Here is a 23,816-nt window from a genome sequence, read left to right on the forward strand (position 1 = left end):
TCTACTCCACAAATGCCAACGGTCGCGCGACAGATTCGAGCGATTTTCGCTCGGCCGCGATGGCATAGCGCCATGCAACGGCTGCGGCGACCATCATGAGTGCCGACCCCAGAAGGTAGCCGGCGAACACGCTGTTGCGCGATCCGGTGTCGATCAGCACGCCGAACAGCGCGGGTCCAATCACGCCGCCGATGCCGGTGCCGACCGCATAGAAGACGGCGATCGCGAGCGCGCGGACCTCCAGCGGAAAGTTCTCGCTGACGGTGAGGTAGGCGGCGCTCGCCGCCGGCGAGGCGAAGAAGAAGATCACCATCCAAGCGATGGTCTGGGTCTGCGCGCTGAGCGCGCCGATCGAGAACAGATAGCCGGACAGCGCCAGCAGCACGCCCGAGATGCCATAGGTCAACGCGATCATGGTGCGGCGGCCAAGCGTGTCGAACAGGCGGCCGAGCAGCAGCGGCCCGAGGAAGTTGCCGGCGGCGAATGGCAGGATGTACCAGCCGACATTGCTGGCGGCGATGCCGAAGAAATCGGTCAGGATCAGCGCGAAGGTGAAGAAGATCGCATTGTAGAAGAATGCCTGCGCGGCCATCAGCGTCAGCCCGACCAGCGAGCGCTGCCGGTAGGTGGAGAACAGCGTCACCGCGACCTCGCGCAGCGGCGTGTGATCGCGCATCCGCAGCCTGATCTTCTCGAAGCTCTCGCTCGGCTGTTCGTGGCCGAGCACGGAGGTCTCGATATCGGCGACGATCCTGTGGGCCTCTTCGGGGCGTCCATGGATCATCAGCCAGCGCGGACTTTCCGGAATCCACATCCGCATCAACAGCACGACGAGACCGAGCGCCGCGCCAGTGAAATAGGCGATCCGCCAGCCGTGATCCGGCGCAAGCAACGCAGGATCGAGCAGGACGATCGCGCTCACCGCACCAATCGCGGCGCCGATCCAGAAGCTGCCGTTGATGACGAGATCGGTCCAGCCGCGATAGCGCGCCGGCACCAGCTCCTGGATGGTCGAATTGATCGCGGTGTATTCGCCGCCGATGCCGGCGCCGGTGAGGAAGCGAAACAGCGCGTAGCTCGCGACATTCCACGACAGCGCGGTCGCGGCCGTCGCCGAGAGATAGAGCGCGAGCGTGATGAAGAACAGCTTCTTGCGGCCGATCCGGTCGGTGAGCCAGCCGAAGCCGAGCGCGCCGAGCACGGCGCCGGCGAGATAGGCGCTGCTGGCAAGGCCGACATCGGCGTTGGAGAAGCTCATCGTCGGGCTCTCCTTCAGCGCGCCCGACAACGCTCCGGCCAGCGTCACTTCGAGTCCGTCGAGAATCCAGGTGATGCCAAGCGCCAGCACGACGCGGGTGTGAAAGCCGCTCCAGCGCAGGTTGTCGAGGCGGAGAGGAATCGAGGTCTCGATGATGCGGTCGTCATTCGGCGTGATTGGAGCCATCGCCTCGTGCGTGGTCGCAGAACTCAACTGTGTCCGCTGCAGTGTCATCAGAATGGACCAATGGGAAACACCTCGGAAGCGCTGTGTTCCAAGGTGCTCTTTCCCAGGATTGCGGCAAACGAGTGCCCGCCACGCGATGTCAACGCCGCAGCTCGGCAAGGGTTCCCGCAATGCGGCATAGGAACCGCGATTGCGGCGAACGGTTTTCGGCTCGACAGCCACGGAGGCATTGATGGCCGCACACAAGAAAACCACGCGCAAGACGGCAACAAAATCAACGGGAAAACCAGCAAGGAGATCGGCCGCACGATCCGCCAGCACGACACGCCGCAAGCGCGGAGCGAGCAAGACGACGACGAAGCGCTGGTCACAGCGGGTCACGAGACACAGCGATGCGCTCGACCTCAAGCGCGGCGTGTTCAAACAGACGAGCGCGAAAAAGATTGCATCATCGCTGAAAACATCCGCCGAGCGAAGCACGCGTCGCAAGAGCGGCGCCTATCGCTCCGCGTTGTCGATGCTCACCTTCTATATCAACCGCGCCGGCAAGACGCTCCCGAAGCCCGAGCGCTCACGGCTGGAGCGTGCCAAGGTCGAATTGAAGCACCTGTTCGGACGGGATTAACCCCGTCGTCTCGTCGACTAACGGCGTCGTCCCGGCGGAGGCCGGGACCAATACGCCGCGGCCATCGGAAAGGGCAAGCGGCGAGTTATCCTCGCGCCAACGAACGGTGGTGGTTATGGGCCCCGGCCCGCGCCGGGACGACACTTGTGGGTCTACGCCGCGCGGATGTTCGCCATGAAGCGGTCGAGCTCCTCGCGCAGCCGCGAGCTCTCGACCGACAGCGAGCGGGCCGAGTTCAGCACTTCTTCAGATGCGACTCCCGTCTCGGTGGCGCCGCGATTGACCTGGGTGACGCTGGAGGCGGCTTCCTGGGTGCCCTGCGCGACGTTCTGCACGCTGCGCGCGATCTCCTGCGTTGCCGCGCTCTGCTGCTCGACCGAGCTCGCGATGTTGGTCGCGATCCCGGAGATCTGCCCGATCGTGCCGCCTATCTCCTTGATCGCGGCGACCGATTCCTGCGTCGCGGCCTGCATGCCCGAGATGTGGGTCGATATCTCGTCGGTGGCTCTCGCGGTCTGGCTCGCCAGCGACTTCACCTCGGCGGCGACCACCGCGAAGCCGCGGCCCGCATCGCCGGCGCGCGCGGCCTCGATGGTGGCGTTCAGCGCCAGGAGGTTGGTCTGCTCGGCGATCGCCGTGATCAGCTTGACCACGTCGCCGATCTCCTGCGCAGCGCGCGAGAGCTTGCCGATCCGGGCGTCGGTCTGCTCGGCCTGACGCACGGCTGAATCGGCGATCTGGCTGGATTCCTTGGCCCGGCGCCCGATCTCGTCGACCGACGCCGACAGCTCCTCGGTCGCGGAAGCAACCGACTGCATGTTGCTGGAGGCTTCCTCGGAGGCGCCTGCGACCTGGCTCGACAGGTTCTGCGTGGTCTCGGCGGTGCGGGTCAGCGTGCCTGCCGCGGATTCGAGCTGCACGGCGGAAGCCGACACATTGGAGACGATCGAGCCGACGGCGGATTCGAATTCGTCGGCGAAGCGGATCAACTCGGCGCGCCGCGTAGCCGCGCTCGCCTTGTTCTGCGCTTCCTGGGTCGCGGCATCGCGCTCGGCCTTGGCGACCGCCTGGACCTTGAACTCTTCGACGGCGCCGGCCATCTCGCCGAGCTCGTCGCGACGGCCGAGGCCTGGCAGCACCACGTCGAAATTGCCGGCCGCAAGCTCGCGCATCGCCGCGCACATCGCCGCGATCGGCCGCGAGATCCCCTTGCCGAGCAGGAAGGCCCATACCGGCCCGAGCACGAAACTGCCGGCCGCAAGCATCAGGATCAGCTGCTCGGTCTCGCCGATCATGGAATGCGATTCGTTCTCGAGCCGCTTCTGGTCGGCGAGCAGGTCGGACTTCATCGCCGCCGCACCCTGGCTGATGGCGGCCGCGGATTCCGTCATCTCGACGGTCAATTCGTCGATCGACTTCGCATTCGCGATCAGCTTGGCCAGCGCCTCGCGGTACTCTTCAAGCAGGGCGGTAATGTCCTTCACGCCCTGGGCGATCCGCTCGTTGTTCGATGTGATTCCCTTGACGAGATTGTCGGCGAATTTCAGCCGGGCGAGCGCGCTGGAGGCGACCGTCTTGTCGCCGTTGACGACGAACGTGTTGACGGCGCCGGTGATCGACTGCAGCTGGTCGGCGACCTTCTTGGCGCCGAACTGAATGGACTGCAGCTCGGAATCGTCGGCATTGCTCGGCAGATCGTCGAGCTTGTAGCGCATCGAGGTCGCACTGCGGACCAGCTTGTTCTGCGCGGTCTGCGCGCTCTCGTCCTTGATGCGGACGATCTCGGCAAAAATCTTGGTGAAGGCGCGAAATTCGCGCTCCAGCTTGGTGACCTGCTCGAGGCGGGCCGGATTGCTGGTGCCCTTCATCGACGCCACGATGGCGTCCTTCAGGCTGGCCTCGGCGGCGAGCGCGGCCTTGGCGTCGTCCTCCTTGCCGGTGGCGACGTAGTAGCGCGCCAGCGAACGGTAGGAGATCAATTCGCGATCGATGTTGCGGGCGAGGTCGGCTTCCGCGACGCTCTGGCGGTAGGAGCCGACACCGGCGGAGACCCGCTCGAAGCCCATATAGGCAAAGCCCATGGTGGCCGCCGACAGCGCCAGCGTGACGGCAAAGCCGAGCATGATCTTGGCGCGGAATCTGAGGGTTGGGAGCCTGATCGACAACGATCGCTTCAGTCCCGGCATTCCAACCCCCGTCTTCATTCTGAAAACCACGCGGGGTCCGGCAGCAACCCGCCCAGCCCCCGGAGGGCAAAACTAAGGCAGAATCAATAAGGCCCGGTAAATGGGCAGCCGCACGCCCGTATCGGCCCGGTACTACCTTGGTCTGCCCAGGGGGGTGGGCAAGGTGATTGACGCGCGGGTCCGGCCCGATAGTTTAGAACCGATCAAACCTGTCCCTGCCCGGGCCAGGAGAACACATCGGGAGGTGTCCCATGTCATCGCGTCGGTCGGCGCCGCTGGCGCTTGCGGCGAGCGTAGCTGCCGGCGAAGCCGCGCGGCCCATGACATCCCCCTCACGACCTAGAATATAAAGACAGGGCGGACCGCGAACCATCGCGGCCTGGCCCGGATGCCCTTACGGCCCGCGCGGCTTCAACCGGCCGCGCCAAGAAAAGCAAAAAATTCTGGTCAGGGAGAACGCCTTTGGCGAAGCAGAACGGCAGCGCCACCGACAGTATTGTCGTGGTGCAGGCAAAGACCAACGGGCCGCAGGAAGCCGCCGACGAGATCGCGCGCCAGTTGGCGGCGGCTGATCTCGCCATGCTCGTGGTGTTCGTGTCGCCGTTCTATGACCCGAAGGAATTCATTGCCGAACTGTCGAGGCAGATGCCCGACGTTCCGATCTTCGGCTGCACCACGGCGGGCGAATTGTCGCCCGGCGGCTGGGATGAGGACAGCGTCGTCGCGATGGGCTTCAACGCCGCCGATTTCGTCATCGCGGCCCGGCCGCTGTTCGATCTCGCGACGTTCCGGGTCGATCACGGCCGCTCGATGTGCACCGAGCTGCAGAACGAATTCGCGCAACGCACCGAGCATTGCGATCACACCGACGATTCCTTCGGGCTGCTCTTCATCGACGGCATGTGCCAGCGCGAGGAAACCATCATGTCGGCGATCTACGCATCGCTCGGCGACATTCCGGTGGTCGGCGGCTCCGCCGGCGATGGCCTGCGCTTCGAGAAGTCGTGGATATTCTACGGCGGCGAAGCCTTTACCGACGCTGCCGTCCTGATCCTGATCCGGACGCGGCTGCCGTTCCGCACCTTCAAATGCGACCATTTCGAGCCGACCTCAACCAAGATGGTGGTGACCGAGGCCGACATCGAGCACCGTATCGTCAAGGAATTGAATGCCGAGCCCGCCGCGCTGGAATATTCGCGTGCCGTCGGCCTCAGCGACAGCAAGCTCGAACTGTTCTCGTTCGCCGCGCATCCGGTCCTGGTGCGCGTCGGCGGCGCCTATTACGCGCGGTCGATCCAGCGCACCAATCCCGACGGGTCGCTGCAGTTCTTCTGCGCCATCGACGAGGGCATGGTGCTGACGGTGGCGCGCGAGCGCGACCCGATCGACGTGACGAGCCGCCTGCTCCAGGAGCTGACCGAGGAACTCGGCGAGGTCTCGATGTTCATCGGCTTCGAATGCGTGCTGCGCCGGCTCGATGTCGAGCAACGCCAGCTGTCGCGGGAGATGTCGGAGCTCTATCGCCGCAACAAAGTGATTGGCTTTCAGACCTATGGCGAGCAGTATCGCTCCATGCATGTCAACCAGACGCTGACCGGCATCGCCATCGGCAAGCGGGCTGTCGCCCCGCAATGACCGACAGCACGACCACGCGCATTGCGGCCCTCGAACGCGAAACCGAGAAGCTGCGCAAGATCAACGCGGCGCTGATGTCGCGCGTCGAACGTTCGACCGACCAGCAGCTCAATGCCTTCTCGCTGTTCGAGACGGCCATCGCGCTGGATCAGCAGGTGCGTGACCGCACCCAGCAGCTCAAGCAGGCGCTGCAATCGCTGGAAAAGACCAACGGACGCCTGCTGCAGGCCAAGCAGCAAGCCGAGGCGGCAAGTTCGCTGAAATCATCGGTGCTGGTTTCGGTGACGCACGACCTGTTGCAGCCGCTCAATGCAGCGCGGCTGACGCTGTCCGCGCTGACCGAGATGGCCAACGAATCCAAGAGCGTCGCGCTGACCGACCAGATCGACCGTTCGCTGGCGACGCTCGAGGACATGCTGCGAACGTTGCTCGACATCTCGAAGCTCGATGCCGGTGTGCTCAGGCCCGAATTCGGTCCGGTCGCGATCGCCTCGCTGTTCGAGCAGCTCGAGCAGGAATTTGTGGCAACCGCCGCCAAGCGCAACCTCGGCTTCAAGATCATACCGTCGTCTGCGGTGGTTCGCTCCGACCCGCTGATGCTGCGCCGGATCCTGCAAAACCTTGTGGCCAATGCGCTGCGCTACACCCAGCGCGGCACCGTGCTGATGGGATGCCGCCTCAAGGGCGACGACATCTGCATCGAGGTTCATGACACCGGGCCGGGCATCCCGGAAGCCCAGCGCGAAGCCATCTTCGTCGAATTTCAGCGCGGGGACGCCGGCGCAAGCGACAAGGCCGGCATCGGGCTTGGCCTTTCGATCGTGCGCCGGTTTGCCGACCTGCTCGGTCATGACATCAGGCTGAGTTCACGCGCCGGCAAGGGCTCGGTGTTCTCGGTCACCGTGCCCCGCACCCTCGATCCGGTTGCGATCCCCGTGCGCGAACAGGCCAGCGTCGACTATCGCTATGGCGGCATGGAGGGCGCGAAGATCCTGCTGATCGAGAACGACCTCTCGAGCGCCGAGGGCCTCGCCCATCTGCTGGAGAAATGGGGCTGCGACGTCGCCGTGACGATCTCCAAGACCGAGGCGCTCGAGCGCATCCACGCACTGGACGGCATTCCCGACGCCATCATCGCCGACCTGCACCTCGACAATGGCGAGACCGGCATCCAGGCCGTCGACGTGATCCGCGGCGAGATCAACGCCAAGGTTCCGGCGATCATCGTGACCGCCGACTACTCGGCCAAGGCCGCCTCCGACGTCTCGGCCTTTGGCCACGAATTGCTGAAGAAGCCGATCAAGCCCGCCGAGATGCGCTCGCTGCTGTCATTCCTGCTGGCGGCGGAGCAGTCGGGCGCGCGGCTATGATCAGAGCGTTTTCGAGCGAAGTGGATCCCGGTTCGCGTGAAGAAAACGCGTCAAGACAGGAACCTGGAGCCCGGTTCCGATTCCATCGGAACGGGAAAGGCTCTAGTCGCTATGCGACGGCGGCGAGACCGTCACCGGTGCGTGATCGTGCTTGCCAAAATCCAGTTTCGACAGCGCGATGATGGCCTCGGTCCGGCTGCGCACGCCGAGCTTCCGCAGGATCTCCGAGACGTGCACCTTCACGGTGGTGACCGAGATATCGAGCTGATAGGCGATGTGCTTGTTCTGCAGGCCGCGGCAGATCATGTCGAGCACGCGAAGCTGCTGCGCGGTGAACTGGCCGAGCTGCTGCACCAGTTGCCTGGTGTCGGCCTGGCCCGTCCGTGCGGCAGCCGAATCGCGGAAACGCGTCGGCAGGCACACCTCGCCTTCGAGAAGGCCGCGCAGCAGGCGCGCCAGTTCGACCTTCGGCGTCGACTTCGGAATGAATCCGGAAATGCCGAGCGCGATCGCGCTGCCGATGATCCGGGAATCGTCATGCGCCGACACGATCACGAGCGCGCTACGCGGCGCCGCGGCCCGCACCCGGTAAGCGCCGAGCAGGCCGGTGGTTCCCGGCATCGACAGATCGAGCAGGATCAGATCGAGGCCGTCGCGCGCGGCGATCACGTCGAGCGCGCCATCGATCGAGGTCGCCTGCAGCACCTCGGCGTCGGGAAACTCGGCCCCGATCACGCCGATCAGGGCGGCACGGAACAGCGGGTGGTCCTCGACGATCAGCAGTCGAGGCGCACCCGCCTTATCGAGCGGCGGCTCGTCCGCCAGGGGCGCGGTCGTGGTCAATGCTGCGCCGTCCTCCCTCGGATCGCTGATGACAGCCATTGTTCGGACGACGTTATCTCAAAGCCGGGCGGCAGCCTATAGGTAGCACCCCGGATGGTTTCGCCTTGCAGCGCAGCAAACCTAGGGCGCCTTCTCTGCCTTCGCGCCCGAGCTGGCTTCAAGGACGGGAAGCGGAATCTTGCCGAGTTCGATGATCGCCTTGTTGCGGCTGAACAGCTTCAGCTTGCGCAGGATCTCGGTCACATGCGCCTTCACGGTGGATTCCGCGAGCTTGAGCTCGGCGGCGATTTCGCGGTTCTGCAGGCCGCGGATGATCAAGTGAAGCACGCGGATTTGCTGCGGCGTCAGCTTCTGGATCCGCTCGCGCAGCGTCCGCGCCGTCTCGGACTGTTCCAGCGCGCCAACCGCAACGAAATCCCGCGGCGCCGAGACCGATCCGCTCAGCACGCGCGCGATCGCCTGCGAGAGCTCGCCGAGCGAGGTCGACTTCGGCAGGTAGCCGACCGCACCCATTTCCAGCGCCTCGCGGATGGTGTGCTTGTCCTCCTCGCTCGAGACGATCGCGATCGGCAGCCGCGGATAGCGATCCCTGATCTTCTGAAAGCCGGAGAAGCCGACGACGTCGGGCAGCAGCAGATCGAGCAGCGCGAGGTCGATATTCGGCTCGCTGGCGAGGATGCCAAGGGCCCCCTTGATCGAGGTGGCCTCATAAATCCGGGCATCGGGATGCGAGATGCGGATGGCGTTGCCAAGCGCCTCCCCAAACAGGGGATGATCGTCGATGATCAGGAACCCCATCATGAGGACCCTCGCACTGCTCGAGCCGTTTCCATTCCGATTGAATCGGAACGGGACTCTCGATTCATGTTCTGATGCGTCTTCTTCACGCGAACCAGTATCCACTTCGCTCGAAAACGCTTCTATTGCGGATCGCGGCAGCTAGTTCGACCCGCCGGTGTCCTGCACACTCTGCAGATAGGCATATACGTTTCTGAGCTCGTCGTCGCTGAAGACGTCCTTCCAGGCCGGCATGCCCTTGGCTGGCCGCCCGTCATGGACCGTCTTCCAGAAGGTCGACTCCATGTCATCAGCATAGCGCTTCCTGAGCAACCTGAGATCGATCTTTCGCTCGGCCTGCACCGCGTCCGGACCGTGGCAATGGGCGCAGGTGCCGTTGAAGACCTCCCGCCCCGCCGTGGCATCGCCTTTGGCATCCCCGGCGGTTGCGGCGGTCTGGACCGGCTTCTCCGCCGAAGCCGCCTGCCCGACCGTGACCGGTTCGCTGGCTCCGGCGGACGACGTCGTCGCCCGGTCAGCCTCGCCGAACTTCACCGGAGCGCCGTTCGGCACGCTATATTTGGCAAACAGGGCGGAAATCTCCGGCTGCAGCGACGGCAGCACGGCGTCGACCTCATCGCGCAGCGCGCCGGACGCCTTGGCGAAGCCGACCGCGGTCGCCCAGAGCAGGCCGTCGCCCTCGGTCGAGACGATCTGGTACTTGTCGCCGTAGCTGGTCTTGTTGAGCCAGCCCGCCACCGGCGCCCAGATGAAGGCGATGTCGACCTTGCCCTGTTCGAGGGCCGCCATGCCCTCCTCCGGGCTGAGCACGGTGACCTTCTGGATGTCGTCACGCAGCGCCAATAGATTTTGCGGCGTCGATTGATATTGCACCGCAACCCGCAATCCCTTGAGGTCGTCGATGCCGGCCAGTTTGCGATCCCTGGCGCCGACCAGCGCATAGCCTTCATGGGCGATCGGCTTGGAGAAGATCACCGCCGGCCCCATGAAATCGTCGACCAGCGGCAGGCCGACCATGGCGTCGCACTGCTTGCTGAGCAGCGTCTCCCGCACGGTGCGCTTGCCGAAATAGGACTTGTACCAGTTGGTGCTCACCGTGCGGCCGAGCTTCTGGGCCACCGCCTGGCCGATCTCGAGATAGAGGCCGGGCTTGCCCGGGTCGTCGCTCGAGAACGGCAGGTTGGTCGGGTCGGCGCAGAGCCGCAGCGGCGGTTTTGTCTCGTCGGCGCCGGCCGCCAGGGCCGGCACCATAAGCAGGGCGGAGAGCAGCACGGTCCGGATTGCATGTTCCAACCGCGTGTTGCGCGAGGGGGTGCGCAGTTCGTTTCGGGCGATGCAAGACACGGACAATGCTGCCTCCTTGACGATCGTTATTGCAGGGCGAACACGAACAGCGAGCCGCCTTCCGGCGCCGCGGCGACCATCTTCTTACCGATGTCACCGAGGAAGGCCGGCAGCGCGGCGGTGCGCCCGACCACGATCGCGACATACTGCTTGCCGTCGACCGAATAGGTCACCGGACCGGCACCGATGCCGCTGCCGAGGTTCTTGCTCCACAGCACCTTGCCGCTCTTGGCATCGATGGCGCGGAAGTCGCCGTGCAGATTGCCTGAAAACACCAGGTTGCCGCCGGTCGTCAGCGTGCCACCGTTGAACGGCAGGTCTTCCTTGATGCTCCACACCTTCTTGTTGGCGATCGGATCCCAGGCCACGAGTTCGCCGAGGAAGCCGCCGGGACCGGGCTTGGTCGGGAATTCGGCGCCGAGATAGAACACGCCGCGCTTGTAGTTCACGTCAGAGACCGACCAGTCCATGCACACATTGTTGCTCGGAATGTAGACGAGGCCGGTCTGCGGGTTGAACGACATCGGCTGCCAGTTCTTGCCGCCGATCAGGTTCGGGCAGATGTCCTTGGCGGGATGGCCGGGGCCGGGGCGCTTGTCCGGATCCTCTTCCGCCCGCATGGTGTTGATGTCCCACTTCTTGGCCCAGTTGGAGAAGACGTACTTCTCGGCCGAGATCACCTTGCCGGTCTCGCGGTTGGCCACGAAGAAGAAGCCGTTGCGATCCGCCTTCATCAGGACAGGCGTCTCGGCGCCCTTGATCTTGAGGTCGGCGAGCAAGAGCTCGTTGACGCCGTCATAATCCCAGGCGTCGGCCGGCGTGCCCTGGATGTGCCACTTGATCTTGCCGGTGTTGGGATCGATCGCCAGCGTCGAGGCGGTGTAGAGGTTGGTCAGCTTGCCGAAATTGCCGTCGCCGGTGGAGCGTACGCCTGTATTCCACGGCCCCGGATTGCTGGTACCCCAGTAGACCGTGTCGGACTTGGCATCGTAGGAGCCGACCAGCCAGGCGGCGCCGCCGCCATGCAGCCCGGTGTCTCCCTTCCAGGTGTCGCTGCCGGGCTCGCCCGGCGCCGGCACCGTGAAGGTCTGCCAGAGCAGCTTGCCATCCTTGAGCGAGAAGGCCTGCAACGAGCCGCGGACGCCATATTCGCCGCCGCCGAAGCCGGTGATCACCTTGTCGCGGACGATCAGCGGCGGCGAGGTGATGACCGAGCCCTGCTTGTAGTCGACCACGGTCGAGGTCCAGAGCTCCTTGCCGGTCTCGGCGTCGAGCGCCGTCAGCTTGCCGTCGAGGCGGCCGACCAGGATCTTGCCGTCGGCGTAGGACACGCCGCGGCTGTTGACGTCGCAGCAGGCGTATTGAAGCACGTCATCCGGAATGTCGGGCTGCCAGGTCCATTTGCGTGCGCCGGTCGCGGCGTCGATCGCATAGACGTATTTCGGCCCCCACGAGGTCGACACATAGAGGTTCTTGCCGATCACGACCGGCGAAGCCTCGTTGGAGCGCAACGAAGCCAGCGACATCGAGTAGACGAGCTGCAGCTTGCCGGCGTTCTCGGAATTGATCTGCTTCAGCGGGCTGAAGCGCGTGTTGCCGTAATCGTGGCCGGCGATCGCCCATCCGTTCGGATCGGACACCGCCTTTGCGACGGAATCATTCGCTTTCGACGCAGTAATACCTGCCATCACCATGGCAACCAGCGACACGCCGGCAAAGAAAATCCCGCTCCTCAGCTTCATTGGCTTCCTCCAATATGGTTTCGTTGCCGCGATGGATGCATCGCGCGCCGCGTCTCACTACCCAATTCGTGAACCAGCGATCTTCAGTCGCTATGTGCGATGAAAATGCCAGCTAAGCCTTTTTGTCGTTATAGGCGGAAGGTAGTAGCAATCGCCGTGGCGGTTTTGACATGGCGCAAACCATATCGGCCGGCGGAAAATCCGTTGCGCTGCCGCGCGATTTCGTCGCGCCGGAGCACGCCAGACGCAGCTTGCAAATTGCCCCTCGAACGGCTGCCTGCTAGGATCGCAGCCACTGCCCGGCGCCTTTCATGACAGGGCCGCGACTACGACTTTGATCGCGGTTACGGCCCAAATGAAGCGTGGTCTACTGGGCCCATAACGAAGCTAAGATATTGGGAGAAACGCGTGTCTACAGTCAAACTGACGGTAAACGGCAAGGCGGTCTCGGTCGACGTCGAGGACCGAACCCTCCTCGTGCATCTCTTGCGCGAAAACCTCAACCTCACCGGCACCCATGTCGGCTGCGATACCAGCCAGTGCGGCGCCTGCGTCGTCCATGTCGATGGGCGGGCGGTCAAATCCTGCACCATGCTGGCCGGCCAGGCGGCGGGCACCAACGTCACCACGATCGAAGGCCTCGCCAAGGGCGACGAGCTGCACCCGATGCAGGCGGCGTTCCGCGACAATCACGGCCTGCAGTGCGGCTATTGCACCCCCGGCATGATCATGTCCGCGGTCGATATCGTGCACCGCTACGGTGGCAAGCTCGACGAGGAAACGGTGCGCCACGAGCTCGAAGGCAACATCTGCCGCTGCACCGGCTACCACAACATCGTCAAGGCGGTGCTCGATGCCGCCGGCCGCATGAAGGTCGCGCAGGCCGCCGAATAGCCGGCCCACGCAGTACACACGATCAAGCTCATCACCGCCGGTCTCGATGGAAACGGCGGCAAATCGAATCTCCGTCGGGAGGACCAGACCATGGGTGTTGAAGGAATTGGCGCACGCGTCGTGCGCAAGGAAGATCGCCGGTTCATTACCGGCCAGGGACGTTACGTCGACGACGTCAAAATGGTGGGCATGAGCTACGCTCACTTCATCCGCAGTCCGCATGCACACGCCAAGGTCAAGGGCATCAACTCCGCCGAGGCCATGAAGATGCCGGGCGTGATCGCGGTGCTGACCGGACAGCAGATCGTCGACGACAAGGTCGGCAATCTGATCTGCGGCTGGGCCATCACCTCGAAGGACGGTTCGCCGATGAAAATGGGCGCGTGGCCGGCGATGGCGCCGGAGACCGTGCGCTTCGTCGGACAGGCGGTCGCGGTCGTGATCGCCGAGACCAAGAACCAGGCCAAGGACGCGGCGGAAGCCGTCGTCGTCGATTACGAAGAGCTTCCCGCAGCGGCCGACATCAAGGCCGCGATCAAATCGGGCGCGCCGCAACTTCATCCGGAAGCCCCCGGCAACATCGTCTATGACTGGCATCTCGGTGATGAAGCCGCGGTCAAGGATGCGTTCAGCAAGGCCGCCAATGTGGTGACGCTAGACCTCACCAACAACCGCCTGGTGCCGAACGCGATGGAGCCGCGCGCAGCGGTCGCGCATTATGACCAGGCCGAGGAGCACTACACGCTCTACACGACCTCGCAGAATCCGCACGTCGCCCGCCTCGTGCTGTCGGCGTTCTACAACATCGCGCCCGAGCACAAGTTGCGCGTGATCGCACCCGACGTCGGCGGCGGCTTCGGCTCCAAGATCTACATCTATCCGGAAGAGATGGTAGCGCTGTGGGCCTCGAAGAAGGTGGGTCGCCCGGTGAAGTGGACCGGAGACCGTTCGGAAGCCTTCCTCACCGACGCGCATGGCCGCGACCATGTCTCGAAGGCGGAGATGGCGTTCGACAAGGACAACAAGATCCTTGGCCTGCGGGTGAAGACCCATGCCAATTTCGGCGCCTATATGTCGCTGTTCTCCTCGGCGGTGCCGACCTATCTCTACGCGACGCTGCTGTCGGGCCAGTATGTGATCCCGGCGATCTATGCCGAGGTGATCGGCGTCTACACCAACACGACGCCGGTCGACGCCTATCGGGGCGCGGGCCGTCCCGAGGCGAGCTATCTGCTCGAGCGGATGATGGAGACCGCGGCGCGGCAGCTGAAGGTCGACCCGACCGAGCTCCGCAAGAAGAACTTCATCAACCAGTTCCCGTATCAGACGCCTGTGATCATGGCGTATGATGTCGGCGACTTCCACGCCTCGATCGATGCCGCGATGAAGGCGATCGACTATGCCGGCTTCCCGGCCCGCAAGGCCAAGGCGAAAGCCGATGGCAAGCTGCGCGGCATCGGCGTCTCCTGCTACATCGAGGCCTGCGGCATCGCGCCGTCGAAGGCGGTCGGCAGCTTGGGGGCCGGCGTCGGCCTGTGGGAATCGGCGGAAATTCGCGTCAATCCGGTCGGCACCATCGAGGTGCTCACCGGCTCGCACAGCCACGGCCAGGGCCACGAGACGACGTTCTGCCAGATCATCGCCGAGCGGCTCGGCGTGCCGATCAGCCAGGTCTCGATCGTCCATGGCGACACCGACAAGGTGCAGTTCGGCATGGGCACCTACGGCTCACGCTCGATCGCGGTCGGTGGTGCGGCGATCGTAAAGGCGATGGAGAAGGTGGAAGCCAAGGCCAAGAAGATCGCGGCGCATGCGCTCGAGGCTTCCGAGAGCGACATCGTGATCGAGAACGGCGAGTTCAAGGTCACCGGCACCGACAAGTCGATCGCGCTGCCGATGGTCGCGCTCGCCGCCTATACCGCGCACAATTTGCCAGACGGCATGGAGCCCGGCCTGAAGGAGACGGCGTTCTACGACCCGACCAACTTCACCTTCCCGGCCGGCGCCTATATCTGCGAGCTCGAGGTCGATCCCGGCACCGGCAAGACCTCCTTTGTCAACTTCGTGGCAGCGGACGATTTCGGCCGGCTGATCAATCCGATGATTGTCGAGGGCCAGGTCCATGGCGGCCTGGCGCAGGGCATCGGCCAGGCGCTGCTGGAAGGCGCGGTCTATGACGGCACCGGCCAGCTCGTGACCGCATCGTTCATGGATTACACCATGCCGCGCGCCGACGACCTGCCGTCGTTCCAGCTCTCCCACACCACGACGCTGTGTCCGGGCAACCCGCTCGGCGTCAAGGGCTGCGGCGAAGCCGGCGCGATCGGTGCCTCTGCTGCCGTGATCAACGCGATCACGGACGCCATCGGCAACAACAAGCTGGAAATGCCGGCGACGCCCGATCGCGTCTGGCACGCCATTCACGGTTGAGGGAGGAAGAGCCATGTACGAGACAAATTATCACCGCGCTTCCTCGGTCGCCGACGCCGCAGCCACGTTTGCCAAGGGCACGGAATCAAAATTCCTTGCCGGCGGACAAACCCTGCTCCCCGTGATGAAGCAGCGTCTCGCCGCCCCGTCCGACGTGATCGACCTTTCCAAGGTGCAGGAGATGATCGGCATCGAGGTTTTGGGCGACACCGTCACCATCAAGGCCGCGACGCCGCATTACGATGTGGCGCAAAGCGATGCGGTCAGGAAGGCAATCCCGGCACTTGCCAATCTGGCGTCGATGATCGGCGACCCCGCCGTGCGCTATCGCGGCACGATCGGCGGCTCGCTCGCCAACAACGACCCGGCGGCGGACTATCCGGCGGCGGTGCTGGCACTCGGCGCGACGATCAAGACCAACAAGCGCTCGATCGCGGCGGATGACTTCTTCAAGGGCCTGTTCACGACGGCACTCGAGGATGGCGAGATCATCACACAGGTCACGTTCCCGATCCCGGCCAAGGCGGGTTATGCCAAGTTTCCGAACCCGGCCTCGCGCTTCGCCCTGACTGGCGTGTTCGTTGCCAAGACCAAGTCGGGTGACGTCCGCGTCACCGCGACCGGTGCATCGCAAAGCGGCGTCATGCGGGTGGGGCCGATCGAGCAGGCGCTGAAGGCGAACTGGGCGGCTTCGGCACTCGACAGCGTCACGATCGCGGCGAGCGGCCTGCTCGCCGACATCCACGGCTCGGCGGACTACCGCGCGAACCTGGTGAAGGTGATGGGACAGCGGGCGGTGACTGCCGCCGGCTGATAGCGCCTAGACACAAGTCGAGCGGCGGCGCGCAGCGATGCGCGCCGTTCGCGTTTTACCGGCGCCTCGCTTTACCGCCGCTTCGGGGCAAAAGACGCTTGCCACATCGCGCGTTCGGCGAGACAATTTAGCTAATCAGCTAATTAAAAATACCGTCCCACGGACGGCTGGGAGAACGCATGACATTCGGCACCAAGCCAGCCGCAAGCACCTCAGCCGCTTAACGCCCACAACGAACGGATAACAACGTGCTCGATAAACCCGCTTCCCAAACCGCCGCTCGCATTTCGGGCCCGCTCGCCGGCTTCCGCATCGTCGAATTCGCCGGCATCGGCCCCGGCCCGTTCGCCTGCATGCTGCTCGCCGACATGGGCGCCGAGGTCATCACCCTCGATCGGGTCGGCGCGGGGAAGAATTTGAAGGCGGTGGCAACCCGCGGCCGCAAGGTCATCGAGCTCGACCTCAAGAACAAGGCGGCGATCGCTGAAGTGCTCGACCTGCTCAGCCATGCCGATGCGCTGATCGAAGGCTTCCGCCCCGGCGTGATGGAGCGTCTCGGTCTCGGCCCGGACGTCGTGCTGGCGCGCAATCCGAGGCTGGTCTTCGGCCGCATGACTGGCTGGGGCCAGGAAGGCCCGCTGGCGAACGCCGCCGGCCACGACATCAACTACATCTCGATCACCGGCGCACTCGCTGCGATCGGACCTAAGGAGAAGCCGGTGCCGCCGCTCAATCTGGTCGGCGATTTCGGCGGCGGCGCGCTCTATCTCGTGGTCGGCGTGCTCGCAGCGCTGCTGGAAGCGCAGAAGTCCGGCAAGGGCCAGGTGGTCGACACCGCGATGTGCGACGGCGCGGCCTCGCTGATGTCGATGTTCTACGACATGCGCGCGCAGGGCCGCTGGAGCGGCGGCCGCGACCAGAACTTCCTGGACGGCGGCGCGCATTTCTACGGCGTCTACGAATGCTCCTGCGGCAACTTCATTTCGATCGGCTCGATCGAGCCGCAGTTCTACGCGCTGCTGCGCAAGCATGCCGACCTGATCGACGCCGACTTCGACGCCCAGATGGACCGCAAGGCCTGGCCGGCGCTGAAGGAGAAGCTGACCAAGGTGTTCAAGAGCAAGTCGCGCGCGGACTGGTGCAAGATCATGGAAGGCACCGACATCTGCTTCGCGCCGATCCTGACCATGGAAGAGGCCCCGACGCATCCGCACATGGCGGCACGCCAGGTGTTCGTCGAGCGCCACGGCGTCACCCAGCCCGCGCCCGCGCCGCGCTTCTCGCGCACGCCGTCGGCGATCCGCGAACCGGAGCTGGCCAGCATCGGCGACGTGACGAACGCGTGGAAGGCGGGAAAATAGCCTCGCTGCCGTCCCGGCGAAGGCCGGGACGACAGCTTTGACCTTGCGCCAGGGAACGCCCCTTGCGCTACTCAAGCCGCGTGATCGACCTTCAGCACACCGCGGCGGATCTGGTCTTCCTCGATCGATTCGAACAGCGCCTTGAAGTTGCCTTCGCCGAAACCGTCGTCGCCCTTGCGCTGGATGAATTCGAAGAAGATCGGCCCGATCGCGTTCGCCGAGAATATCTGCAGCAGCACCTTGGTCTGGCCGCCGGCGACCACGCCCTCGCCGTCGATCAGGATGCCGTTGGTCTTTAGCCGCGCGACGTCCTCACCATGTTTCGGCAGTCGGGCGTCGATCCGCTCGAAATAGGTGTCGGGCGGCGACGGCATGAACGGCAGGCCGTCCGCGCGCAGCGTCTCGACCGTCGAATAGATGTCGCGCGCGCCACAGGCGATGTGCTGGATGCCCTCGCCGTGATAAATGTTGAGATATTCCTCGATCTGCCCGGAATCGCCGGCATCCTCGTTGATCGGAATCCGGATCTTGCCGTCCGGGCTGGTCAGCGCGCGCGAGAACAGGCCGGACGCGCGGCCCTCGATGTCGAAGAAGCGGATCTGGCGGAAGTTGAACAGCTTGGCATAGAAGCCGGTCCAGACATCCATGCGGCCGCGATGGACGTTATGGGTGAGATGATCGATGTAATACAGGCCCGAGCCTGCGGGACGCGGATTCTTCTCTCCGAGCCACTCGAACTCGGCATCATAGGCCGAACCCTTGGCGCCGTAGCGGTCGACGAAATACAGCAGGCTGCCGCCGATGCCCTTGATCGCGGGCACATCGAGCGTCTTCTCCGCGGACGACACATCCGCCGGCTCCGCGCCGAGCGCAATCGCGCGCTCATAGGCGTGCTTCGCGTCGACCACGCGGAACGCCATCGACGGAGCGCAGGGTCCGTGCGCGGCGACGAAGTTGAAGCCGTGACTGCCCGGCTCCTCATTGACGAGATAGTTGATGTCGCCCTGGCGATAGACCGTGATCTTCTTGGTGGTGTGGCGGGCGACCGCGACAAAGCCCATCAGCTTGAACAAAGCGTGCAGCTCGCCGGGGTTGGGGTGGGCATATTCGACGAACTCGAAGCCGTCGGTGCCCATCGGGTTCTCAGTGCTGATTTCGGCCGGTGGCGCATCGTGCGGAAACGGTCCCATGGCGGCAACTCCCTGATTTATCTGAGGATCAGTTTCCGTCACCTGCCGCGCAACGTGCGTGCAAAATGGCCCCTGATTTGCTAAAATCGCGCACGATCCGTGCATAAAATGGACTATCTGCGCATGCCAGACGTCGATGCCTTCGACCTCAAAATGCTCGCCGCGCTGCAGGACGACGGCCGGCTGACCAACCAGCAGCTCGCCGACCTGGTCGGGCTCTCGGCGTCGCAATGCTCGCGGCGGCGGATGCGGCTGGAGGAGGAGAAGGTGATTTCCGGCTACCACGCCGATCTCGCCGGCGAGGCGCTCGGCTTCGGCCTGATTGCCTTCATCCAGATCACGCTCGCGACCCACTCGCCCGACAATGCCAAGCGGTTTCGCGAGCTGGTCAACCGCGTTGACGACATCCAGGAGGCCTATGCGCTGACGGGCGATGCCGATTACGTGCTGAAGGTAATGCTGCGCGACCTGAAGAGCCTGTCCGACATCGTCAACAACGTGCTGATGCCGCATCAGAGCGTGGCGCATGTGCGCTCATCGATCGTGCTCGACCGGTTGAAGGAGAGCACCAAGCTGCCGCTGAAATCGCTCCAGGCGTGATGGCTCAAATCGAGGGAATTCCGTCATTCGCTTCGGTGGCACGACCTGCGATCGTTCCACCAACATCCAGTTAGAGAGACGACCATGGCGCTACAGCTGCGACCGAACTGCGAATATTGCGACAAGGACCTGCCACCGAGCGCTGTCGACGCCCGGATTTGCTCGTATGAATGCACGTTCTGTGCGGATTGCGCCGAAACCAAGCTCGGCAATGTCTGCCCGAACTGCGGCGGCGGCTTCGCGCCGCGGCCGATCCGGCCCGCCAAGCCGTGGCGGCCGGGTGTCTGCACCGTGAACCAGCCGCCGTCGGACAAGCGGGTGCATCTGAAATACAGCCTCGAGGACTGCGCGGCGCATACGGCGCGCCTAAAGGATATCAGGCCCGAGGAACGCTGAGCTTCCCCTCGTCATTGCGAGCAAAGCGAGGCAATCCATAGTTCCGCGCAAGCGGAGCGATGGATTGCTTCGTCGCTTTGCTCCGCGCAATGACGGAGAGGAGGCTCACTCAGCCGCGACGATCGTGCCTTCGACCTCGCCAAAGCCGACGCGATAGCCGTCGCCCTGGCACCAGCCGCGCATGACGAGCGAGTCGCCATTTTCGAGGAACGAGCGCGTGACGCCGCTGCCAAGCTCGACCGGCTCGGTGCCGTTCCAGCTGATTTCCAGGAGGCTGCCGCGCTGATGCTTTTCGGGACCGGAGATCGTGCCGGACCCTAAGAGATCGCCGACATTCATCGCGCAGCCGCTGGAGGCGTGGTGCACCAGTTGCTGCACCGACGACCAGTACATGTATTTGAAGTTGGTGCTGCAGATCGTCTTCGCTTCGTTCATCGCACCGGCGCGCAGCGCGACGTCGAGCTGCATGTCGTAATTGTTCGGCCGGGTCTGCTTGAGATAGGCCAGCGGCTCCGGTTGCTGCGCCGGGCCCTGCATCCGGAACGGCTCTAGCGCCTCGCGCGTCACCACCCACGGGCTGATCGAGGTCGCGAACGCCTTGGCCTGGAACGGGCCGAGCGGCACATACTCCCATTGCTGGATGTCGCGCGCGCTCCAGTCGTTGAGAATGACGAAGCCGAAGATCATCTCCTCGGCCTGCTTCTCGGTGAGCGTCTCGCCCATCGGCGAGGCCTGCCCCACCACCGCGCCCATCTCGAGCTCGAAGTCGAGCCGCTTGCAGGGGCCGAAGCTCGGCACCTCCGCGGTCGGCGGCTTCAGCTGCCCGCGCGGCCGCCGTACCTTGGTGCCACTTACCACCACGGTCGAGGCGCGGCCGTTGTAGCCGATCGGCATGTGCAGCCAGTTCGGCTGCAGCGCATTGTCCTTGCCGCGGAACATCACGCCGACATTGGTGGCGTGCTCCTTCGACGAATAGAAATCGGTATAGCCCGAGACGGCGAACGGCATATGCAGCCGGACGTCCGCCATCGGCACCAGCGCCCGCGCCCGCAATTCCCTGTTGTCGCGCAGCTCGGGATGATCGGCGCGCAGCAGCTCGCTGATCCGCGCCCGCGTCGCCGACCAGACCTTCGGCCCGAGCGCCATGAAGGCGTTGAGCGACGGCTGCGAGAACACGCCGAGCGGCCCGACGTCGAGCCGGGAATCCTGCTCGAGCTCCCAGAGGTCGAGCACGTAGTCGCCGATCGCGACACCAACGCGTGGCGCAAGGCCGTCCTTCGACGAGAACACGCCGTAGGGCAGGTTCTGGATCGGGAAGTCCGAGGTCGGCGCGACGTCGATGAAGGAGCGGAGCTTTGGATCGTTGGGGTGGGGCATGGGGGTTCCGATGTGCAATCAAGTGCAACAGCTGATCTTCTTGACCCTCCCCTGGAGGGGGAGGGTCGACGCGAATGAAATGAGCGGCGGGGTGGGGTGACGGTCTATCCGCGAACACATCGCCCGGTTGAGAGATCACCCCACCCCGTTTCGCATTCCGCTTCGCTGCATGCGAACCGACCCTCCCCCTCCAGGGGAGGGTGAATGCTTACGGCTTGGTCGGGTCGAACTTCTTCTCCAACCCCTTCCAGCAATCCGAGTAGTCATCCTGCAGCGTCGATGACGTCGCGGCATGCTGCGTCACTCGCTGCGGGAAGCGGGTCTCGAACATGAAGGCCATCGTGCCGGTCAGCTTCACCGGCTTGAGCTCGCTGTTGCTGGCATGCTCGAAGGCCTCGCGGTCGGGGCCGTGTGGCAGCATGCAATTGTGCAAGCTGATGCCGCCGGGCACGAAGCCTTGCGGCTTGGCATCGTAGACGCCGTAGATCAGCCCCATGAATTCCGACATGATGTTCATGTGGTACCACGGCGGACGGAAGGTGTTGTCGGCCACCATCCATCGCTCCGGGAAGATCACGAAGTCGATGTTCGCGGTGCCGGCGGTCTCCGACGGCGAGGTCAATACCGTGAAGATCGACGGATCGGGATGATCGAACGCGATCGCGCCGACCGGCGAGAAGGTGCGCAGGTCGTACTTATAGGGCGCATAATTGCCGTGCCAGGCGACGACGTCGATCGGCGAATGCGGCAACGTGGTCTTGAACAGCGCGCCGCCCCACTTCACGTAGAGCTCGGTCGGAGTGTCCTTGTCCTCATAGCTCGCGACCGGCGTCAGGAAGTCGCGCGAATTGGCCAGGCAGTTGGCGCCGATCGGGCCGCGCTCCGGCAGCGTGAAGGCGCCGCCGTAATTCTCGCAGAGATAGCCGCGCGCCGGGCCATTCCGAATCTCGACGCGGAATTTGACGCCGCGCGGGATCACGACGATCTCGCCCGGCTCGGCATCGATCCGGCCGAACTCGGTGACGAGGCGAAGATTGCCCTGCTGCAGCACGAACATCATCTCGCCATCGGCATTGTAGAAATGCTGATCGACCATCGATTTGGTGATGAGATAGATGTGCGCCGCCATGCCGGCCTGGGTATTCGCGTCACCGGCCGTAGTCATGGTCTGCACGCCCTGCAGGAAGGTCATGTCCTGCTTCGGGATCGGCGCTGGGTCCCAGCGCAGCTGCGCGATCGGCATGTCGTATTCGTGGCACGGCGCGGTGCGCCACAGCCCGGCATCGGCCTTGGCGAAGCGGCCGGAATGCCGCACCGACGGGCGGATGCGGTAGAGCCAGGAGCGTTCATTGGTGCCGCGCGGCGCCGTGAACGGCGAACCCGACAGCTGTTCGGCATAGAGCCCATAGGCGCAACGCTGCGGCGAGTTCCGCCCCATCGGCAGCGCGCCGGGCAACGCTTCGGTCTCGAAGCTGTTGCCGAAGCCGGACATGTAGCCCGGCGTGACTTGGCCCGAGCTGCGAACGATCTGATCAGGTGAGGTATTGATGTTCATCATGATCCTCCTTGCAGGGCGGCCCACATTTCCTGGTCGCGCTTGTCGGTCCAGATCACGGGATCGTCGATCCCGGACGCTTCGTCATAGGCGCGCGAAACGTTGAACGGCAGGCAGTGCTCGTAGATCGCAAAGTCAGAGAATTTCGGATCCATCACCTCGCGCGTCGCAGCCATGGATTCCTTCAGGCTGCGGCCCTTGGCGACGGAGGATTCGGCGGCGCCGTAGAGCGTGGTGACGAAATCGCGGGTCATCGCGATCGCATCGCGGCCGGTCTCGAGGCCCTTCAGCGCATCGCCGCGGCCCGGCGCGATCGCCTTCGGATTGAAGGCGCGGATCTCGTTCAGCGTCATCGGCCATTCGCGCAGATACGCATCGCCGCAATAGCATGCCGAGTGATACTCGATCAGATCGCCGGAGAACATCACCTCGGCGTCCGGCACCCAGGCGACGATATCGCCCGAGGTGTGGCCGGCGCCGAGCTGCATCAGCCGCACCTCGCGCTTGCCGAGATAGATCGACATCTCGCCCTCGAAGGTCAGCGTCGGCCAGGTCAGCCCGGGAATGCTCGCGGCGTCCTGAAACAGCCGCGGGAAGCGGCCATATTCGGAATCCCAGTCCTGCTGGCCGCGCTCCTGGATCAGCCGATAGGTCTCCTGCGAGGCGACGACACCCTGCGCGTGATAGGCGGAGGCACCGAGCACGCGCACCGCGTGATAATGCGACAGCACGACATATTTGATCGGCTTGTCGGTGACGGTCTTGACCCGCTCGATCACCTTGTTGGCCATCGCGGGCGTTGCCTGCGCGTCGAACACCAGGCAGCCGTCGTCGCCGACGATGACGGCGGTGTTAGGATCGCCCTCGGCAGTGAAGGCGTAGAGATCGGTGCCGATCTCGGAGAAGGTGACTTTCTTCTCCGCGAGATCCGTGGTCGATGCGAAACCTTTGGCCATCAGTTCAATCCTGTCCGTTTGATCAGTGCTATTGTTGTTGCTGTTGTTGCTGCTGGCTCGCGTCCAGCGTCCGCGGCTTCGCCAGCGCGATCGCCTCGCGCAGCACGTCGAGATCGCCGATGTGGTTGGCGAGCACCAGCACCAGCGCGGCATCGAGATCGGCGCTCTGCGCCTCGGTGAGGCCGCGATGCGCCTCGACGATGGCGCGGAAGGCGTCATCGGGACTGACGAAGTTCGAACTGGTCGACAGCGCCAT

At 64.4% G+C, this 23,816-nt stretch carries 20 protein-coding genes; 9 read left to right on the forward strand and 11 right to left on the reverse strand.

Annotated features, from left to right (window positions below; translation table 11 throughout):
- Window position 1: 1 nt before the first annotated feature.
- Window positions 2–1,444, reverse strand: coding sequence for an MFS transporter (locus AC066Y_RS22210; protein ID WP_478275772.1), 1,443 nt, complete (start codon window positions 1,442–1,444; stop codon window positions 2–4).
- Between the two features lie 232 nt (window positions 1,445–1,676).
- Between AC066Y_RS22210 and AC066Y_RS22215 the strand changes: the two genes are divergently transcribed.
- Window positions 1,677–2,069: a DUF3175 domain-containing protein gene (locus AC066Y_RS22215; protein ID WP_478275724.1), complete on the forward strand. Its 393-nt coding sequence runs from the start codon at window positions 1,677–1,679 to the stop codon at window positions 2,067–2,069.
- Between the two features lie 152 nt (window positions 2,070–2,221).
- Here AC066Y_RS22215 and AC066Y_RS22220 read toward each other — a convergent pair whose 3' ends face one another.
- Complete coding sequence (locus tag AC066Y_RS22220) at window positions 2,222–4,255, reverse strand: methyl-accepting chemotaxis protein (RefSeq protein WP_478275725.1); 2,034 nt, start codon at window positions 4,253–4,255, stop codon at window positions 2,222–2,224.
- A 462-nt stretch (window positions 4,256–4,717) separates the two neighbouring features.
- Here AC066Y_RS22220 and AC066Y_RS22225 point away from each other — a divergent pair, with 462 nt between their 5' ends.
- Window positions 4,718–5,890, forward strand: coding sequence for an FIST N-terminal domain-containing protein (locus AC066Y_RS22225; protein WP_478275726.1), 1,173 nt, complete (start codon window positions 4,718–4,720; stop codon window positions 5,888–5,890).
- A complete protein-coding gene (locus tag AC066Y_RS22230) occupies window positions 5,887–7,260 on the forward strand; it encodes an ATP-binding response regulator (RefSeq protein ID WP_478275727.1) in 1,374 nt (457 codons plus the stop codon). Before AC066Y_RS22225 ends, AC066Y_RS22230 begins: the two co-directional genes overlap by 4 nt.
- Window positions 7,261–7,362: 102 nt before the next feature.
- On the opposite strand, the gene AC066Y_RS22235 is transcribed toward AC066Y_RS22230, so the two are convergent.
- The 4 genes from AC066Y_RS22235 to AC066Y_RS22250 all read right to left on the reverse strand — a co-directional run bounded on the left by AC066Y_RS22235 (window position 7,363) and on the right by AC066Y_RS22250 (window position 11,987).
- A complete protein-coding gene (locus AC066Y_RS22235; RefSeq protein ID WP_478275728.1) occupies window positions 7,363–8,142 on the reverse strand; it encodes a LuxR C-terminal-related transcriptional regulator in 780 nt (259 codons plus the stop codon).
- An 81-nt stretch (window positions 8,143–8,223) separates the two neighbouring features.
- Window positions 8,224–8,904 carry a response regulator gene (locus AC066Y_RS22240; protein ID WP_176534248.1) on the reverse strand — a complete coding sequence of 227 codons (681 nt, stop codon included), beginning with the start codon at window positions 8,902–8,904 and terminating at the stop codon, window positions 8,224–8,226.
- 138 nt (window positions 8,905–9,042) lie between these two features.
- Window positions 9,043–10,245: a c-type cytochrome gene (locus tag AC066Y_RS22245; RefSeq protein ID WP_478275773.1), complete on the reverse strand. Its 1,203-nt coding sequence runs from the start codon at window positions 10,243–10,245 to the stop codon at window positions 9,043–9,045.
- A gap of 26 nt (window positions 10,246–10,271) precedes the next feature.
- Window positions 10,272–11,987: a PQQ-dependent dehydrogenase, methanol/ethanol family gene (locus tag AC066Y_RS22250; protein WP_478275729.1), complete on the reverse strand. Its 1,716-nt coding sequence runs from the start codon at window positions 11,985–11,987 to the stop codon at window positions 10,272–10,274.
- 408 nt (window positions 11,988–12,395) lie between these two features.
- Between AC066Y_RS22250 and AC066Y_RS22255 the strand changes: the two genes are divergently transcribed.
- From AC066Y_RS22255 to AC066Y_RS22270, 4 genes are all read left to right on the forward strand, one after another.
- Entirely contained in the window at window positions 12,396–12,881 is a 486-nt protein-coding gene (locus AC066Y_RS22255) for a (2Fe-2S)-binding protein (RefSeq protein ID WP_478275730.1), read from the forward strand.
- 90 nt (window positions 12,882–12,971) lie between these two features.
- Window positions 12,972–15,311 carry a xanthine dehydrogenase family protein molybdopterin-binding subunit gene (locus AC066Y_RS22260; RefSeq protein ID WP_478275731.1) on the forward strand — a complete coding sequence of 780 codons (2,340 nt, stop codon included), beginning with the start codon at window positions 12,972–12,974 and terminating at the stop codon, window positions 15,309–15,311.
- Window positions 15,312–15,324: 13 nt separating this feature from the next.
- Window positions 15,325–16,125: an FAD binding domain-containing protein gene (locus tag AC066Y_RS22265; RefSeq protein WP_478275732.1), complete on the forward strand. Its 801-nt coding sequence runs from the start codon at window positions 15,325–15,327 to the stop codon at window positions 16,123–16,125.
- Window positions 16,126–16,373: 248 nt separating this feature from the next.
- Complete coding sequence (locus AC066Y_RS22270; protein ID WP_478275733.1) at window positions 16,374–17,486, forward strand: CaiB/BaiF CoA transferase family protein; 1,113 nt, start codon at window positions 16,374–16,376, stop codon at window positions 17,484–17,486.
- A gap of 71 nt (window positions 17,487–17,557) precedes the next feature.
- Here AC066Y_RS22270 and hppD read toward each other — a convergent pair whose 3' ends face one another.
- Complete coding sequence (gene hppD / locus AC066Y_RS22275; protein ID WP_478275734.1) at window positions 17,558–18,676, reverse strand: 4-hydroxyphenylpyruvate dioxygenase; 1,119 nt, start codon at window positions 18,674–18,676, stop codon at window positions 17,558–17,560.
- 123 nt (window positions 18,677–18,799) lie between these two features.
- Here hppD and AC066Y_RS22280 point away from each other — a divergent pair, with 123 nt between their 5' ends.
- Both AC066Y_RS22280 and AC066Y_RS22285 read left to right on the forward strand, forming a co-directional pair.
- Window positions 18,800–19,276, forward strand: a complete 477-nt coding sequence (locus AC066Y_RS22280; RefSeq protein WP_478275735.1) for an Lrp/AsnC family transcriptional regulator — start codon at window positions 18,800–18,802, stop codon at window positions 19,274–19,276.
- An 84-nt stretch (window positions 19,277–19,360) separates the two neighbouring features.
- Window positions 19,361–19,672 (forward strand): DUF1272 domain-containing protein, encoded by a 312-nt coding sequence (locus tag AC066Y_RS22285; protein WP_478275736.1) that lies wholly within the window; start codon window positions 19,361–19,363, stop codon window positions 19,670–19,672.
- 105 nt (window positions 19,673–19,777) lie between these two features.
- Here the strand turns inward: AC066Y_RS22285 and fahA are convergent, their stop codons facing one another.
- The 4 genes from fahA to AC066Y_RS22305 all read right to left on the reverse strand — a co-directional run bounded on the left by fahA (window position 19,778) and on the right by AC066Y_RS22305 (window position 23,816).
- A complete protein-coding gene (gene fahA, locus AC066Y_RS22290; RefSeq protein WP_478275737.1) occupies window positions 19,778–21,049 on the reverse strand; it encodes a fumarylacetoacetase in 1,272 nt (423 codons plus the stop codon).
- Window positions 21,050–21,257: 208 nt separating this feature from the next.
- Window positions 21,258–22,604: a homogentisate 1,2-dioxygenase gene (gene hmgA / locus AC066Y_RS22295; RefSeq protein WP_478275738.1), complete on the reverse strand. Its 1,347-nt coding sequence runs from the start codon at window positions 22,602–22,604 to the stop codon at window positions 21,258–21,260.
- Window positions 22,604–23,560, reverse strand: a complete 957-nt coding sequence (locus AC066Y_RS22300; RefSeq protein ID WP_478275739.1) for an MBL fold metallo-hydrolase — start codon at window positions 23,558–23,560, stop codon at window positions 22,604–22,606. Before AC066Y_RS22300 ends, hmgA begins: the two co-directional genes overlap by 1 nt.
- A gap of 28 nt (window positions 23,561–23,588) precedes the next feature.
- Complete coding sequence (locus AC066Y_RS22305) at window positions 23,589–23,816, reverse strand: DUF2783 domain-containing protein (protein ID WP_478275740.1); 228 nt, start codon at window positions 23,814–23,816, stop codon at window positions 23,589–23,591.

Source organism: Bradyrhizobium sp. USDA3010 (assembly GCF_056429065.1).

Coding starts and splice junctions, on each gene's coding strand:
- AC066Y_RS22210 (WP_478275772.1), bottom strand. CDS start 1,444: ATGGCTCCAATCACGCCGAATGACGACCGCATCATCGAGACCTCGATT.
- AC066Y_RS22215 (WP_478275724.1), top strand. CDS start 1,677: ATGGCCGCACACAAGAAAACCACGCGCAAGACGGCAACAAAATCAACG.
- AC066Y_RS22220 (WP_478275725.1), bottom strand. CDS start 4,255: ATGCCGGGACTGAAGCGATCGTTGTCGATCAGGCTCCCAACCCTCAGA.
- AC066Y_RS22230 (WP_478275727.1), top strand. CDS start 5,887: ATGACCGACAGCACGACCACGCGCATTGCGGCCCTCGAACGCGAAACC.
- AC066Y_RS22235 (WP_478275728.1), bottom strand. CDS start 8,142: ATGGCTGTCATCAGCGATCCGAGGGAGGACGGCGCAGCATTGACCACG.
- AC066Y_RS22240 (WP_176534248.1), bottom strand. CDS start 8,904: ATGATGGGGTTCCTGATCATCGACGATCATCCCCTGTTTGGGGAGGCG.
- AC066Y_RS22250 (WP_478275729.1), bottom strand. CDS start 11,987: ATGAAGCTGAGGAGCGGGATTTTCTTTGCCGGCGTGTCGCTGGTTGCC.
- AC066Y_RS22260 (WP_478275731.1), top strand. CDS start 12,972: ATGGGTGTTGAAGGAATTGGCGCACGCGTCGTGCGCAAGGAAGATCGC.
- AC066Y_RS22265 (WP_478275732.1), top strand. CDS start 15,325: ATGTACGAGACAAATTATCACCGCGCTTCCTCGGTCGCCGACGCCGCA.
- hppD (WP_478275734.1), bottom strand. CDS start 18,676: ATGGGACCGTTTCCGCACGATGCGCCACCGGCCGAAATCAGCACTGAG.
- AC066Y_RS22280 (WP_478275735.1), top strand. CDS start 18,800: ATGCCAGACGTCGATGCCTTCGACCTCAAAATGCTCGCCGCGCTGCAG.
- AC066Y_RS22285 (WP_478275736.1), top strand. CDS start 19,361: ATGGCGCTACAGCTGCGACCGAACTGCGAATATTGCGACAAGGACCTG.
- fahA (WP_478275737.1), bottom strand. CDS start 21,049: ATGCCCCACCCCAACGATCCAAAGCTCCGCTCCTTCATCGACGTCGCG.
- hmgA (WP_478275738.1), bottom strand. CDS start 22,604: ATGAACATCAATACCTCACCTGATCAGATCGTTCGCAGCTCGGGCCAA.
- AC066Y_RS22300 (WP_478275739.1), bottom strand. CDS start 23,560: ATGGCCAAAGGTTTCGCATCGACCACGGATCTCGCGGAGAAGAAAGTC.
- AC066Y_RS22305 (WP_478275740.1), bottom strand. CDS start 23,816: ATGGCGCTGTCGACCAGTTCGAACTTCGTCAGTCCCGATGACGCCTTC.